Origin of the sequence: Bacillus sp. PS108 (genome assembly GCF_037963335.1) — a bacterium.
Classification (GTDB): domain Bacteria; phylum Bacillota; class Bacilli; order Bacillales; family Bacillaceae; genus Bacillus; species Bacillus subtilis.
The window spans coordinates 1764817-1782882 of record NZ_CP150155.1 but is presented as its reverse complement, the minus strand read 5'-3'; the positions used below and the strand labels follow the sequence as shown (position 1 = coordinate 1782882).

2 protein-coding genes (1 of these 2 only partly in view) are annotated in these 18066 nt (G+C 46.6%); both read right to left on the bottom strand.

Annotation, left to right across the window (positions count from 1 at the left end; translation table 11 throughout):
• Positions 1 to 2951, bottom strand: the 5' end (the start) of a protein-coding gene (gene pksL, locus NSQ16_RS09190; RefSeq protein ID WP_339232697.1) for a polyketide synthase PksL. The gene continues 10678 nt to the left of window position 1, outside the view; only the first 2951 of its 13629 coding nucleotides appear in the window; the start codon lies at positions 2949 to 2951; the stop codon falls past the left edge of the window.
• Positions 2935 to 18066 (bottom strand): polyketide synthase PksJ, encoded by a 15132-nt coding sequence (gene pksJ / locus NSQ16_RS09185; protein ID WP_339232695.1) that lies wholly within the window; start codon positions 18064 to 18066, stop codon positions 2935 to 2937. The genes pksL and pksJ overlap by 17 nt, the downstream gene beginning before the upstream one ends.

The following is an 18066-nucleotide window of genomic DNA, read 5'->3' as shown; positions in this document are numbered from 1 at the left end:
TGTACCGATTCGGCGGGACGCGATGGTTCGCTTCCTCTTGACACGCGGCCCTTCCAGCAATGCTGAATGGTTTTTCGTCCTTCTATAAAAGCCTTCAATTGGTCGCTTAATTCTTGAATTCCGGATGCTAAGAAAGTAACCCGTTCTTCCATCGGTTCACGGCCTACCTGCAATGTATACGCCAAATCTCTAATCTGAATCCCATCATGAAGAAAATCCAAGAGACGTTTTGCATATACACGGAGACGTTCTTGATTACGGGCAGAAAGCGGAATAACTGCGGATATGTCAGAATCTGAGGACAAAGAAACGTCCTGCTCCGCTGCTTGAGGAATATGTTCCTCAAGGATAATATGTGCGTTTGAACCTGTTGCGCCAAAAGAACTGATCCCCGCCCGTCGCGGATAAGGGACGTCTTCCCCATTCTCCTTGATAACAGGCTGCTTCCACGTTTCTGTTTCATGCTGTACATAAAATGGAGACTTTTCAAAATCAACGTACGGATTCAGTTCTTCCGAATGCAAAGAAGGCACAAGTTTTTGATGGTGAAGCTGAAGAGCAACCTTGCTTAAACCGCTGATCCCCGCGGCGGATTCGGCGTGCCCAATGTTTGACTTTACAGAACCGATTGAACAGAACTGCCGATCCTGCGTATATTGGCGGAACGCTTTCACTAATCCCTGTATTTCGATCGGATCTCCTAAGGACGTGCCGGTTCCATGGGCTTCCACATAACTGATCGTCCGCGGATCGATTCCCGTTTTCTCCAAGCATGTCTCAATCAGATCAGCTTGGGAAACAGGGCTCGGCACTGAAATGCCGCTTACAGTGCCCACATGATTCACAGCACTTCCTTTAATAACTGCATAAATGCGATCTCCGTCTTCCTCTGCCTGGCGCAAAGGCTTTAATAAAACCGCGCCTATACCCTCTGCAGGCACATAACCGTCTCCATCCTTTCCAAACGTACGGCAGTGTCCGTCAGTGGAAAACATATCCCAGACCCCGTATGTCATATATTTATTCGGGTGCAAAGACAGGTTCACTCCGCCTGCTAACGCAACATCGCACTCACCGTGACGTATGCTTTCCAACGCCAAGTGCACTGCGGTCAAAGAGGATGAACATACCGTATCGACAGCCATACTCGGACCGTGGAAATTACAAAAGTAAGAAACACGGTTGGCGATTTGCGCATAGTTGAGCGAAAGAGGAAACACATTTTCTGCTGATGCTTCTTCAGCTCCGACTAATGTATAATCCTTGTGCATGACACCGGCAAAAACTCCTACATGCTGCCTTTTATTTCGTCCTTTAGGCTTGGTCAACGTCTTTGGCGTATAGCCCGCATCCTCAATCGTTTCCCAGCATGTTTCTAAAAACAGCCGCTCTTGAGGGTCCATTGTCTCCGCTTCTCTTGGCGTGATTCTGAAAAATTGGGGATCAAAGCAGTCGGGATCATCAATAAATCCTCCCCATTTGGAAATGTCCTTACCCGAAGGAGATGTGATTCCTTCAAGTTTCTGCCAATCCCAGCGCGACTCAGGAATCTCGCTAACGCAGTCCTTCCCCTCTTTCAGATTGTTCCAAAATTCATGAATATTGGCTGCCTTCGGATACCTGCCCGCCAAGCCGATAATCGCAATATCGCCTGCTGCCTCAATAGGTGCAGGACGAGAGCCTTCAACAGTCTTATGGTCGTTTATGCTGTCGGAAACGCGTGCTCTTTCATTCTGGCCAAGAGAACCAGCGGCACTAAAATGCTCAGCATATTCCTCGGCAAGAAACGCTGACAGTTCCGCTATGGTGGTATGCTCAAACAGAAGAGTCGGCGAAAGGCTCTCACCGATCTTATCACTGATCGTTTCTACCACCTCAAGCAAGCCCGATGAATTCAGTCCCATTTGGTAATAACCGAACTGTTTTTCAACTTGTCCTACCGGCTTATTGATTTTCTCTGCGATTAATTGGCTTACGAACTGTTCAGCCTCACTATAGGAATTAACGGGAGAAGATACCATGTCAGCAGGTTTATCACGCTCAGCAGTGTCCGCTCTTGTCATCTGTGTCTCCTGTGCACCTTGATGTTTTCCGCTAATCAGCTCCGCTTCTCGCACCAATTTGCTTGTAAAGTTCTTCAACTCAGCCACTTTTTCTCCCGACGCATTAAAAAATTCAAGTGTTACATAAATCAGCTCTTTTTCCCGCCGGACGGAGGAGCGCTTAATTCTCGTCATGCAATCCGACTGCAAAAGTGCAGAAGCGGAAAAGGATTCATAGAACAGAGGCAAATACAGCCTCTGTTCTCCTTTAAGCAAAGATGTGAGCAAATGATTGGCACCCACCCCGCTCCCGTCTATGAGAGTCGGGTGAAACATAAAGCCTTCTGCGTGAAGCATGGCTTCCGAACCGAGAGAAAGCTCAAGAAGGACGCCATCTTCCTCTTCATAGATGCAGCCACTTGCTTTCATATATTCGCTGTGCACCAATTCCTGACGTCTGCATTGTTCATATACATCATCAAGCTGAACAACGTTCTGTGCAGATGCTTTGATTTGACTGAGATCCAGTGTTTCTTCAAATATGGCTGGGGAGTCTGCGTGCATGTCAGCCTTCATATAGAGCTTTTCTTCTGAAACTTCTTTCCCATCACGTTTTTCAATTCCCTTGGCTGTGATTTGCCACTTTCCTTCTTTTTTCTCCGCGCATTGGATATTCAGAACAATTACTGCATCCTGTTCCGCCCTCAATGGCTGATAGATGGATAAATTCCGCAGCTGAAGCTCTGAGCAGGAGAAGCCGTGTTCTCTGAATATCTGGTAGATTATATCGATATAAGCCAATCCCGGCAGGACATTTTGTCCGTAAACCACATGGTGATAAATAAACGGATTTTTTAACGATAATGTGAGTTGTTTCGTTATCTTTTTCACGTTAGACCTCCACCTCATAAGTATCCCATATGTTTGCCGCAGTCATTTTCGAAGTCTCCGCTTCCAGCTTTGTCTCGCCTGGCGAAAGCATTCGTTTCTTTAATTGAGGAGGCGATTTTGGACTGCGCTTGATGGCGTGTTTTTCATCTTTTTCCCACGCCTCTACGATGACATGGACATTCGTCCCCCCATCGGCAAAGCAGTTAATAGCCGCAGTAGGCTGCGAATCTGTCCATTTTTCCAGGGCTCGGCTGAACGTGATGTTCGCTTTCTGTTGATCGAAATGCGCCATCTTTTTTTCACCTGATAAAAATGGGACAAAGCGGCGCTCTTTCAGCATCAGCACAACCTTAATGAAGCTGGCGATCCCTTCAGCACATAGCGGATGCCCGATGTTCGGCTTGATTGAGCCAAGAGAAAGAGGCGTTGAGTGCCCAGAACGGTACACTGATTGGATCGCTTTTAGCTCAAGGAGATCGGTTACGATTGAACCTGATCCGTTTGCCTCAAGATAGCTGATGTCCTCTGGTTTTTTTCCGCTTTTGAAAAGCGCATCTTTCATGACTTCCTTTTGCGCCTCAAGGTTAGGTGTTGCAGGTCCCGCCGTTCTTCCGTCGTTATTGACCGAGGCCGCTTTGACGACAGCATATATGGTATCTCCGTCTTCCAGTGCCTGTTTTACCGTTTTTAACATGACCATTCCGACGCCTTCACCTAACACAACTCCGTCAGCACGCTCATCAAACACATGGAAGAATGAATGCTTGCTTAAAATGCCGCGCCGGTCAAACAGCCTGTGAGAGGCATCTGAGCTCAGCAAGCTGACACCGCCGACTATGGCGGATTGAATATCTCCGCCACGCAGCGCCTGAATGGCCATATTCATGCCGACCAAAGCTGACGAGCATGCAGTGTCAACTACAACACTCGGGCCGCGGACATCAAAAAATTGTGAAAGATTAGCCGCTAAATAATTTTGGCCGACTGTCACGATCGGATTCTTGGCATGATCAAGGCTGTCTTCATCAGGTTTGTGCTGGCTTCTGCCTCCGATATAAACACCGACGGGCTTGCCCTTTATTTCCTCAGGTGTATAACCGGCGTGATACAAGAGCTTCAGACACTCTTCCAACACGAGCAGTGCTTGCGGATCCATCGCCCTTACGTCTTCTTCGTGAAGCAAAAAGAAATCAGGATCAAAATAGCTGACGCCATCTATCACGCCGGCATAATATGGCGTCTTACAGCCCCAACGCTTTGCCGGAATCGGGCCGATTGACGAACGCCCCTCGGATAGTAACGACCAATATGACTCCAATGTCTCTGCCCCAGGGAATCGGCAAGAGAGTCCGACAACGGCAATACCTTCTGCATGAGAGTCCGGTGACAAAATCGCTGGCGCCTGAATCTGAGGTGTAAGAGCTCGATCCTTCGCAGAAACAGATGCCTCCGCCTCTATTTTGTTCTCCAAAGGTGCTGATGCATCCGATATCCTGCCTCCGAATAAAGCGGACAGCCTTTCGGAATAAGAACCGATCAGCCAATCTGCGAACCTTTGAATTGTTGGGTATTCATATAGAATCGATGGATCGAGCGCTGCCTCTAATTTGCGGTTTATACGCTGGAGCACTTGTGCCAAAATGATCGAATCCACGCCATAATCCTGAAACACCCCGTCAACCTCGAAGTCTTCACGATCTATTCTCAGCTCTTCGGTAAACAGATCAACAAGCCAGGACTGTGTTTCAGATAATAACCCATCACATTTGGAAACTTCATCGGCCTCTTCAGTGTCTCTGGCTGGCGGGCTCTGTAAAGCAGCTTCCTGCAAACCGCCCTCATGCGGTTTCCTCCTTTTCATCAGCAGTTCCGGCTCCCAGTTTGTTTGATTCGCCATCGCAGGGAGAACAACCGGTCCGAACATTTTCGATACAATTTGATCTAGAAAACGTAAGCCTTCTGAATTCGTAATGCTCAACAAGCCGCTTTCCCGATACGCTTGATTTGTCACTTCACCCATACCGGTTTCTTTCCAGTTCGGCCACTGAACACTGATGATCGGCGCATGTTTCTGATGTGCTTCTGCAAAATAATCCATATAGCTATTGGCCATCGCATAGTCAGCTTGTCCCGCCGAAAGCTCCGGAATAATGGCTGAAACAGAAGAAAATAAGACAAAAAACTGTAAAGGCTCGTTACACACATGGCGATATAAGGTTGTAAGACCTGACACCTTAGGTTCCAGCACCCGCTGAATATCATCTGAAGTTTTTCGGATAAATGCCAGCGTATCCATATCCGTCAGACCTGCACAATGAATGACACCGCCAATCGGTCCTAATGTTCGCTTGATATGTTGCAGCGTTTGCTCAACCTGAGCATCATCAGATAACGTCAGCGACAGCATCTCCACCTGTACACCCTTCGCTTCCAGCTCCCGCACTGCCTGGATTTTCTCTGCCAATGATGTGTTTGATGTCTTAAAACGCGCCCACTCCTCTCGCGGAGGAAGCTGTTCTCGTCCGGTCAGCACCAGTTTTTTCACTCCATAGCACTCTGCAAAATGACGGGCGCATAATAGTCCGATGCCTCGTGTGCCGCCTGTAATGAGAAGCACATGATCTTTCGGGAAGACCGTGCTTTGTTCCGTGGCCTTACCTGTTTCCGGATGAGCTTTTAGAAAAGCTTGGTACCGTAAACCATCTCTGTAGCAAACCTCGGCATCATGAGAATCGGAATAAAACTCATCAGCGATCAACTTCGCGAGACGGCGATGATCAGTAACCTCCTCAGCATCCATATGCCTTGATATAAGATGGCTGTACTCGCATTGGAGCATTCGATACAACCCAGCCCGTGACGCACCAGCCATCAGGACAGATGTGTTTTGAAACGATTCGAGCCCCTTCGTCACACAAAGCAGCCTGAGCCCCTCTTTATGCCCGAATTCAACCAGTCTTTGCACCCATTCAATCCAATCCAGCCGGCCCTCATCATCCTTACCGCATCCGATGACATCCACTAGGCCGTCAAACTCTTTCCAATCAATGTCTGACTGATCATTTTCTATCCGGCTCACATCTAATAAGAGATGATTCGGAAAATACGAAGACACTTCTGCTGCTAAATCTGCTGTCTCTTGATTGCTCAGGATGGCAACAGTTCTTGTCCCCGGCACTGCTGAGCCAATTGGACTCAAACTCCATTGTTTCGTCAAAAAGCATGCAGCCCGATCTTCAATCGCATTAACCAGTTCTTTTTTGTCTCTTTCTGAATGTTCCTTTGCCGGCACCCAATAGTGATTCTTCGCAAACGGATATGAAGGGAGGCTGATCAGGCGCGGTTTGGTCTCTCCGTATAATGTGTTCCACTGGATTGAGACCCCTTTGACCCATAAATCAGCAAGTTTGGCGTATTTTCTTTTTCTGATCCAAGCATCAAGTGCCAACGCCATATCTTCATCCGCTGTAAAAATAGTCTGGGTCTCTTTATTTCGATGAGACTGTCCCCGGAAAAATTCGTCTGTTTCTTCCTTACCGTCAACAAACGCCTGCAGGTTCTTTTCAAGTTCCTGCATCGTCCCCGCAACACACGCCAGACGCTCATCCATTTCTTCGCGTCCGACCTGCAGGGTGTAAGCGATGCGGTGCAACTCCTGATCTGTATATTTTTTATTGCGAATCGCCTCAAGCAATTGCGAAGCACGATCCATCAGCCTGCTTTTATTTTTAGCCGACAGCACAATTACGTTTGGCTGTTCTGTAGCCGTGTGTTCTGAATTGGCTTTTGGCATATATTCTTCAATCACAATATGCGCGTTTACTCCGCCAATCCCAAACGAACTGATTCCGGCACGGCGCGGAAGCTCGTTTCCGTCGCGATCTGTGACAGACTTCCATTCCTGTTTTTCCTGAACGATGTAAAACGGACTGTCAGTCAGCTGAAGATAAGGATTAAGCGTCTCGCAATGCAGGCTTTTCACTAACGTTTTATGCTTCATTTGCAAAAGCACTTTGATCAAACCGGAAATACCTGCTGCTAGCTCTAAATGACCGATATTGCTTTTAACTGAGCCGATGCCGCAACGGTGATCCGGAACATCCGGCTGGCTCTCGCCTCTCATATTGGATAGTTCCTTAAACGCAGCTTTCAGCCCATTTATTTCAATCGGATCGCCCAATTCCGTCCCTGTTCCATGTGCTTCGATATATGTGACAGTGCTTGGATCTATGCCTGCTTGGCGATATGCACGCACCAACAAATCAGCTTGTGCTTTCGGATTAGGCGATGTCAGGGTATTGGCTCTTCCGCCGTGATTTTCCGCTGTCCCCCGAATAACGCCGTAAATATGATTTCCGTCGCGCTCGGCATCTTCCAGCTTTTTCAACATGACCATTCCGACCCCTTCGCCTCTGACATAGCCATTCGCATCGGCGGAGAAGGTTTTACACCTGCCGTCTGTGCTGAGCATCCCCGCCTTGCTGTAGCTAATATGCGCCTCCTCGGTTAAGATCGTATTCACGCCTCCAGCGATCGCCATCTCACAATCACCGTTTTGCATCGCAGTCACAGCACGGTGAATGGCTACAAGAGAACTGGAACAAGCCGTCTCTACTGGCTCGCTCGGACCATGAATATTTAAAAAATAACTCATTCTATTCGGGCCTACCGAAGGAATCATATGACCTGTAGCAGCATGGCCTTCAATTGGAAGATTCGCTCTATGGAATAGATCTTTATAACCGGTGTTTCCCGTACCGATAAAGATACCAGTCCCTGTCCCCGAAAGGCTTTGCGGCGAGCAACCCGCATCTTCCAATGCCTTCCACACGTATGTCATTAACAAGCGCTGCTGAGGGTCTACATAATCAGCTTCTCGCGGCGAAATACCAAAAAACAACGGATCAAACTCTGCGACACCATCAATAAACCCGCCCCATTTGATGTCGGTTTTATTGACGTCAGTGTCTGGGTTTCCATAATGCTCCCGCCAATCCCATCGATCTTTTGGAACTTCTGTGATGCTGTCTTTTCCTTCTTCTAGGTTTTTCCAAAATTCGTCTATATCCATAGCGCCAGGGAATCGGCCGCTGATGCCGACAATTGCAACCGGCTCAAAATCGGCAGCCTGCTTTTTGTTTCTTTCTGCTTTTGCAATAATAGGCTGTGTAAAGCGGCGCTTTCTACGTGATGTGATTTTCGGCGCTTCAGGGGATTTTGTCTGTAACTCTTCCTGCCCCTCTGGTTTTTCTCGCTCCTGAACCAGGGTGTCACCATGTTCAACGGTCAAATACTCAGCCAGGCTGTGGATGCTTCCATATTCAAAGAAAATGGTCGGCGTTAGCTCCAACTGAAATTCTTCGTTTATCTTGTTTGTAAAGACCGTAAATGTAACGGAATCAAATCCGTATTCACTCAGCTCTGTATTGACATCAATATCTTCACTATTTACTTTTAAAATTGCACTGACCATGTTGCTTAATGATGCCTCCAGGCTGCTTAAACTGTGCACTAAGTTTGTTCTTTCATCTATGCCTTTAGCAGTAGCATCTTGATTCCATTCGCCCTGATACGCAGCAACTACATATTCAGCCAGGCTTTGGACGCTACCATATTCAAAGAAAATGGTCGGTGTTAGCTCCAACTGAAATTTTTCGTTGATCTTGTTTGTAAAGACAGTGAATGTAACTGAGTCGAATCCGTACTCACTCAGCTCTGTGTTGACATCGATATCGTCTGTGTTTACTTTCAAAATTGCGCCAACCATCTGGATTAAGGCTGCTTCCAATTTTCTAGTTTGTCCTTGATCCTGATCCGCCTTTCTCTGATCGTTCCGCTTGGCTTTCGATCCTGCGGAAAGCAGTTTTTGCTTCATTTTCTGAAGCTGTCCTTCCATCACAAAAACTTGCGGCTTATCAGATGCTATCCCTTGATAAAATGCTTTCAAGCCACTATCTGTCGGCATCGGGACCATTCCCGTCGTTTTCAGCATTCTCTTTTCATCTTCAGCGCCGACTTGCATACCGCCTTCTTCCCATAACGGCCAATTGAAGGAAATGGTGGAGCCGAATCTCTTTTTTGATGCCGCAAGAGAACGGCGGTATTCAGCAAATGCATCCATAAACGAATTGGCTGCCGCATAATCGGCTTGTCCAGCGTTTCCTAAACATCCCGAAACAGATGAGAAGAAAATGAAAAAGTACAATGGGAAATCCTTGCTGCATTCGTCTACATGTAACAACCCGCTTACTTTAGGCTGCAACACTTCTTGAAACTCTTCATTCGTTTTATGAATGATGAAGTGATCTTTAATGCTGCCTGCACCGTGAATAATTCCATTGAGAGTGCCATATCTTTCTTTGATTTCCTCAAAAAGATGACGAACCGCATGCTGATCACTTACATCAGCCTCCCGATAGACAACCTCCGCTCCGATGCTTCGAAGAGCTTCCAGTTCGTTTTCCTTATCCTCACTTAAAACAGATCGTCCCGTCAGCACAATAGTAGACCGGCCAGTTCGATTGGCAATTTCCTTTGCAAACAGAAGGCCTAAGCTTCCTGCTCCGCCTGTGATTAGATAAACACCTTCGTCTCTCCACGGCATGTGAAGCGTATCAGCTGAAGGAAGCACCATTTCCCTCCAGCCTTTCACAAAACGGTATCCAGCCTCATATCGAATCTGTTTGTCAAATGGTCTCCGGCTGTCGTCTTTCAGCTTGAGGTGAAGGTCTATCATCTCTTCAGGTTTCTCAATTTCGATGACCTGAGCAGTCAGTTTGCTGAACTCTATTTCTGCTGTTTTAAACAGACCGGAAACGCCGGCAAACAATTGCTTCTCTTTTTCCAGCGGAACAATCGCTTGAATGATGATACGGCCTGCAGAAAGCTCACGGACCTTGCTTTGCAGGAGTTCAAAAATGTTCTGCATGTAACATTGATAACGTTCAGCAATATGTCCTTCAGCTTCGTTTAGAGTAATCACACGGACATCTTTCATGTGGGAGGCAATGCTGTCTGTGACACTTCGTTCAGTTTCGAAGAGAACAATGATATGCTCCGTGTACGAAGGATCTTCGTCCTCTCGTTCTTCATTCTGTTTTTCCCACACCGGTTCAAGCATTAAGCGTTCGTGCCGTGTTGAAGGCTTTGAAGGATGAACCTCCCCTTCTAATACTCTCGTTGAGAATCCTTTGATCCTGACACATACGCTTCCACCCTCGTCAATGACATCGATATCCGCTTTCTGAACAACCCCTCCGGAGTGATCGCTGTCACTTAAGCGGGCATAAGCCCACATAGAAGAAGAACACCCTTTGATCACCTCAAGCTCCTCAAGCGCAAATGGCAAAATCAGCTTTTGATCCGTCAATTCCTGCATGATGCATATTGTTGCTGTCTGCAAGGCGGAGTCCATGATACTTGGGTGCAGCACAAACTGTTCATTCGTTCCAGAAACGATTTCTGGAAGCTGCAGCTGCGCCAAAACCTCTCTGTTTCCTATATTCACATTCTTAATTCCTTGAAAGGCCGGGCCATGGAACATTCCTCTGCTTCTGCCTTCTTCGTAAAATTGATCAGGCGACATCTTTCCTTTGCCGCAGCGGCGTGACATTTCAGTGAGATCTGCGACTGGTGTTTCGGCGGCAGATGCCAGCTCCGCACTGCCTTGACTATGAATAACAGGGTCGTCCCCGTCTTCCTGTGTACTGTAAATGTCAAAGGTGATTTTTCCATCTTCTTCAGGAAAGAGACTGATATCCACTTGAGCTGAATGTCTGTCAACCACAACAGGCTGAACCCAGACTGTATGATTCAATCTGATTCTGACATCTTGGCCAATTTCACTTCCTGCCGCCTGGTTTATAGCCGCGTACGCCATTTCAAGGTACGCAACACCAGGAAGCACAGGCTTTCCTCTTACCACATGGTCTCTCAGGAAAAATTCGTCACCAGTGAAAACCGAACTGAATTTCTGTTCAGAAAAATCAGATGTATTCTGATGAAGCAATGGATGAATAGAGCCGATCCCTGTCTGATTTCCGGATATCTGCGCCACCGGTTTGCGGTCATCCTGCGACGGCCAGTATCGTTCCTTTGCAAATGGATAAGTCGGCAGACTCATTCTGTTTGGGCGCTCACCCTTGTAAAGCTGCATCCAATCTATATTCGCTCCCTTGCTCCACATTTCTGCAAGCTTGTTTACTTTTCCTTTGGCCATCCACTTACGTATGAGTTCAGCGCTGTCCTCATCCTCCGTCAGCCATGAAACCTCTCTTGCATTGTGCTTACTTCCTTGAAAACAGCCTTCAATCGCTGTTTTACCATTGATAAAATCTGTGAGCCTCTGTTTTAACTCATTTACATGATCGGCAATAAAGACAACGCGATGCTCCATCGCTTCGCGCCCCACCTGAAGGGTATACGCAAAATCAGGCAGCTGGCTGTTCTCAAGCCCTCTTCTTTCTAAATAGGCCAGAATGTCTTCTGCATACTCTTGCAGCCTCTCTTTATTTTTCGCCGAGATCGGGACGATGCAGGTTCCGTCTATCTTTCTCTTATCTGAATCCCTTTTGAATTGTTCAAAAATGGCATGGGTATTTGTCCCGCCAAGCCCGAACGAGCTAAGTGCAGCCCTGTGCGTTTTGATCTCACGGCTTAACGTTTTCTTTTGATCGATGACGTAAAAAGGAGAGCTGGCTAAGTCTGTATTTGGATTCGGCTCCTTATAATTGATACTCGGTGCAAGCTCTTGATGATAAAGACTCATCACGACCTTAATGCAGCCCGCAAGACCGGCGGCTGTATCTAAATGGCCGATATTGGTTTTCACCGACCCAATGCCGCAAAATTGCGTTTTATTTGTATATTGCCTGTAAACGTTCGTTAAAGCCGCCAGCTCGATCGGGTCCCCCAGCTTTGTTCCGGTCCCGTGTGCTTCTACATAGCAGATGGATTCAGGCTGTATCTTCGTTTGATTCATGACCTGTTGGACCACGTCAGCCTGGCCTTTAACGCTTGGAGCATAAAAGCCGACTTTGTCAGCGCCGTCGTTATTTACACCAATGCCTCTCAGCAAGGCATAGATATGATCTCCGTCCTTTACTGCATCAGCTGCTTTTTTCAGCAATATAACAGCAACGCCCTCACCGCCTATCATTCCGTCAGCTGAAGCGTCAAAAGCTTTAATATGTCCATCACTCGAAAAGTTCAGCCCAGGCTGATGCACATATCCGATATTTGACTCGGTATGCAGCGTTGCACCGCCAACTAAAGCATAATCAGATTCACCCGACAGGAGGCTCTTATAGGCAGAATGCAATCCAATCAGAGAGGATGAGCAGTTGGCATGGACAAAATAGCTTGGCCCTCTCAGCCCGAGCTTATGAGAAATCATTGTCGGAATCGTCCCGCTCTGTGCAAGCACCCACGAAACATAGCCGTCCGGCGTCTCCAGGCTCTCTGTTGTATCTGACGGCAGCAGCGCGCGATAAGAATTATTGCTTGCCGACATAAAAACACTGGTTTGCGGAATCTGCCTCGCAGCATAACCGGCATCTTCTATTGCTTTCCATGAATGAGTCAGCAGCATCCGAAGCTGAGGGTCCATAAATTCAGCGTCTTTAGGAGAGATTTGAAAGAAGCTTGGATCAAATCTGTCTTTCCCATCAATTGAAGCTTTAGCAGGGACATAGTCGGCATTCTCCGCTATCTCCTTTGAAATGCCAAAGCGCTGAAGCTCTTCTTTATTGAAAAACGCAATGCTTTCCTTGCCGTCTCTGAGGTTCTCCCAAAATTCATCATGATTTTTTGCCCCTGGAAATTCACACGATATGCCAATAATCGCCACACTATCGTCATAATAGTCCGGGAGATCACTCATCTCGGTAGACTGATCTTCTATATGAGCTGCCGGGTCTGTCGGCATATGGTCACTTGCATCGCCCATTCGCTGTTCAGTGATGTACTGGCTGATATTTTTAATCGTTGAATACTCAAACAGGTCTGTGACAGAAAACTCACAGGATAGTTCATGTTTGATACGATCAGCCACAGTGACCGCGAGAAGCGAATCCCCGCCCACATCGAAAAATCCGTCATCCCATTCAATGTCACTCGTTTTCAGCACTTCCTGCCAAATGGTAAAAACAGTATCCTGAATGTTCTTAGGAGAGGTCTGCCTTTGCTTTAGCTGCTCCCCTGATAAATCGATATTCTTAAGGCTGTTTCTATCTATCTTTCCGTTCGGAGTTAACGGCATATGATCAAGCTGAATAAAATAAGAAGGCACCATATAGGCAGGCAAAGCGTTTTTCACAAAATGACGCAGCTCTCTCGCTGTGAGAGAAGCATTTGCATGTTTAGCTGTATAATAGGCAGCTAGGTTATCCATATCTGCGACCACAACGCATTCCAGAATGCCGGGATGCTCACTAAGCCTGCTTTCAATATCACCAAGTTCAATACGGAATCCGCGGATTTTTACTTGATTATCGATGCGGCCTATATATTCAATTCGCCCTCCCGTAAGCCAACGGGCCATGTCTCCCGTTCTATAAAGCTTAGACCCAGGCTCAAAAGGGTTGTCAATGAATCTCGAATCCGTTAATTCTTCCTTTTTGTAGTAGCCCTTCGCCACACCGTCTCCTGCAATGCACAGCTCACCCGGAACACCTGCCGGCACTGGCGCGAGCTGAGAATCCGTAATATAGATTTGTGTATTGGCGATTGGCCTTCCTATCGTGGCATGAGAGCATTCAACGTTAATGCGCTGAACCGCTGACCAGATAGTTGTTTCGGTTGGCCCGAACATATTCCAGGCTTCGCTGCCCGTATCTAAGAAATATCGTTTTAATGTCTCAGGCAATGCTTCGCCACCGCATAAAATTTTCACGCTCTCTTCATTTTCCCAGCCTGAATAAAAGAGCATCTTCCACGTAGCGGGGGTTGCCTGCATCACTGTCGGTTTGATCGCGCGGATGTCCCGTTTCAGTTTTTCAACGTCTTTTGTATGCTCCGTTTGACAAATATAGCAGTGTGCGCCCTTTATTAAAGGCAAAAATAATTCCAGAGCTGCAATATCAAAACAGTAGGTTGTGACAGCAAGCATTTTATCCTCTGCCGTAAGACCTGGTGTTTCCCCCATCGAAACGAGAAAGTTTGTCAAAGCTTTATGTGGTATCATGACACCTTTTGGCTTTCCTGTGCTGCCGGATGTATAAATGACATATGCCAAGTTCTCTGGCGTGACAGTGCGTGTAAGCACTTTTCGATCAGAGGCTGTTTGAGCAATTTCATCCCAATCTTGATCTAAAAGGGCTGTTGTGACACCGTTCCAACTCAACGTATTTACTAATTCCGATGTCGTCAGTGTAATGAAAACTTCACTGTCCTCAAGCATGTATTCTAATCGTTCAGCCGGATAGGACGGGTCTAGCGGCACATACGCTCCCCCAGCCTTGAGGATCGCTAATAAACCCACTAGCATGTCCAGCGATCGATCCACATAGATCCCCGCCAGACGGTCAGGACCCACTCCATGCGCCTGCAAATAAATGGCCAGCTGTGTGCTTTTCTCATCAAGCTCCCGATACGTCAATGTTTGACCTTCATAGCTGACAGCCGCTCTATCAGGCGTCTTTTTCGCCTGCTGCTCAAACAACTCATGAAAAGTTATATATGGATACGTTTTTCCTGTGGCGTTCCATGTTTTGAGAATCATCTGCTTCTCTGCCTCAGGTAATAAAGAATACTCTTTTAAAGGCTGAGAAGGATTCAACATCGCCTGCTCTGTTACATAAACAAAATGGTCGAACATGGCGGATATAGAAGCCGCATCAAACAGCCCAGTATTGTACTTGATGTTCAGCTCCATTTTTTCTTCTGTTTCCCACAGTTCAAATACTAATTCGTATTCGCCCTCTTGGTGAATATACTCAACGAAATCGACAGAAAAGAAGTCAGCATAGCGGCTCAGCAAGCTTTGATAGCTTCCGGATTGAAGAAAATTCTGATAGAAAAAAGCGGTTTGAAATACCGGTGAACCTGCTTGACTGCGAGGAATATTCAGATCCCTCACCATTTTTGGAAAAGGATATGCTGCATGATCAAGCCCATCCAATATCGTTAATTGCAATTTTGATATAAAGCTAGAAAAAGTGTCTGCCGGGTTCAGCTCACTCCGAATCGGGAGCATATTGAGAAAATGTCCAATGGCATCATCAAATCTTTCTTCCGGCCTCACCATGGCCGGCATGCCGACGATCTGTTCTTTTTGGCCTGTGTAACGGCCAAGCAGCATCATATAGCAGCTTAAGAATACCGTCGTGACATTTACAGAATGCTCTTTCGCAAACGTTCTGACCTGATTCATGAAGCCGCTGGACAACCGCCTGGTGTATGTATCCTCTCTAAACTGAGAATCGACTGAACTTGCGCTGACATTAGGCAGCTGAAGATTCGGCAAAGTTCCCGATAGCTGTTTCTGCCAATATGTACGGTGCTTCACACCGTCTTTGCCGGCAAGCATGTTTTTCTCCCATGCCGCAAAATCATGATAAATGGCAGGAGAAACAGCTTTTTCCGGCTGCTGTCCTTTTAAAAGAAGCTGATAGGTATCAAACAGACTGCGTATAAATGTGACAGACGAAACTCCGTCAAAAATCAAATGGTGAATGACAACTAATAAAAAATGCTCTTGTTCAGATCTGGAAAAGCTCATGACACGCACTAACGGGCTGTTTTCCTTTACATACGGTTCCTTTACTTTCTTTCTAAGAAAAGCAGGAATATCAGACTCTTTCAAACTTGAGATATTTTCTGTCTTGATTTCAATTGAAAGTGCTGGCTCATTTTTAAGAAATGGCACTCCGTCTTTCTCTTGGATGACGTGCTTTAAGATTGGGTGCTGATTCAATACAAGGCCGAAAGCCTGCTGGAATGTTTCATGGTGAAGCCCTGACGAAAATTTAAAACAGAGAGGTACGTGATATGCACTTTTTTCGGGTGACATTTTTTGCAATGTCCATAATCCTTTTTGAACCTCAGAGAGAGGCTGAAAAGTTGCCTGACTCCTTTCCGGTTCGGTTTTATATGTGTCCGTGCCCTTTTTGTCAGCAGACAAGCTGCTGAGGTCTTCATGTTCTGATAGATAGCTGGCTAAGCGTTCAATTGTAGGATATTGATGTATCTCTCTGGCTGTTAGTTTGATATGATAGTTTTTCTCGATCGATCGAATGAGCTTCATCATCTTGATAGAATTCACACCAAGACTTTGGATATTTGCATTTGGCTCCACCCAATCGTGGGAAACGTGCAGCTCCTCAGTCAAACAGGTGAGCAGATGCTTCTGTATTTCTTCCCTTACTCTTTTCACCTGGTCTGCTTGCTGTATCCCCTCATCCTGGACTGCATCGTTCATCCGATTGGGTTTATGTAGCAAGTGGTCGAACTCTCCATTTTCAAATGAAGTTTTTAGCTGGGTGCGCTGGATCTTTCCGATAGCCGTTTTTGGAATCTCTTCTTTTTGTACAGGCAGCAAATATTCCGGGGTGACTCCGATCACCTGTGAGACATGGGTTTGTATGTTTCTAAGAAGCTGAGACATCTGCTCATCATTTAATTTTGCGGAAGTAACAAAGAAGATAGCCAGCTGATCTGTTGAATTCTGGCCCAGACGGACAGCGCAAGCAGCAGTATAAGAAGTTTCAATTTCAGGTAATTCTTCAACTGCAGACTCAATTGCATGACTGTAATAATTAATGCCGTTAATGATAATTGCATCTTTCGTACGGCCTGTTATGGTTAAGCGCCCGTTTCGCAAAAAGCCAAGATCTCCGGTTTCAAACCAGCCGTCTTCTGTAAACACACTCTCATTCAAATCAGGCCGCTGGTAATAACCGCTAGTAACAGAAAGACCCGAGACTTGAAAACGGCCGATCTCACCCTCTTCAACCAATTCATTATGGTCATTCACAATTCTCATAGAGAAGCCGGGGATTGGAGAGCCTATTTCAACAAAATGATCATCATCACTTGTTCCAGCCCGGGTAAATTCATGAGAAAAAATAACGCCCGATGAAGTTTCGGACATTCCCCAGGCAGGTCGGATGGCGTCAGCAGGCAGTCCATGTGGTTCTAAAAGCTCAAGTATTCTACGCCCTACCTTGGCTACCATTGCTTCACCGCCATTGAGCATGTATCGCATTGAAGACAGATCCCATTTCTTATCTTTTATTTCTTCTGCAAAATCAGTAACCAGACCAAACGCAAAATTCGGCGCCCACGTAACAGAAGCTCGGTAATGATCAATCCAATCCAGCCATTTCAACGGCTCCATTAAGATCGTTTCGCTTGAGACGTTAATTTCCTGACAGCCAAGATAAACATCCCGCAAATGCAGCATTCCGATCCCTCCGACATGGTCAAACGGCATCCAGTTAAACGTAATATCCTCTCTGGTGAAGCCTTGCATTTGAATAATCCCTTTCACCATGCTCATAATGTTACGATGATTAAGCATAACTGCTTTGGGCGTTCCCGTACTGCCTGAAGTCAGCAATAAAAGCGCTAAGTCTTCAGGACTGGATTGATGCCAATCTGTGTCCGCTTCAGCGCTGAGCAGATCCTCTACAATAATTGCCCTGAACCCTTCAAGCCCTTGTTCTTTTGCCCAATCGAGCATTTCCTGATGCATCCCCCGGTCCGTAATCACCGCTGGCTTATCAAGAAGCGTCCATGCGTCTTTCAGCTTTTGAGTGCCGCTGCTCGATTCAGCATACGTTGGCGGAACGGCTAATGGAGCCGGAACAACCCCTGTTAACACACACCCCCAGAACGCAGGGAGAAGCTGTGAATTGTCACCAAGCTGCAAAATCACGCTTTGTTTTGCTTTTAGGCCTGATTGGCGAAGCCCCTTCACAATGCGCAGTCCATCATCCCATAGTCGTCTGTATGATTGGTAAACCTCAGTTCCATCCGGCTGCAAATAAATGATTCCCTTTGTATCCCCAAGCTCCGCCGCCGTTCTGTATAAAACTTCAGGTATTGTTGCCGGCTGCTTTTCAGATATATGTAAAGGCTCACCATGACTGACAGAAGGATTAGCTAATATGCGGATATTATCATTATTTCTCAT

Coding starts and splice junctions, on each gene's coding strand:
- pksJ (WP_339232695.1), bottom strand. CDS start 18,066: ATGAGAAATAATGATAATATCCGCATATTAGCTAATCCTTCTGTCAGT.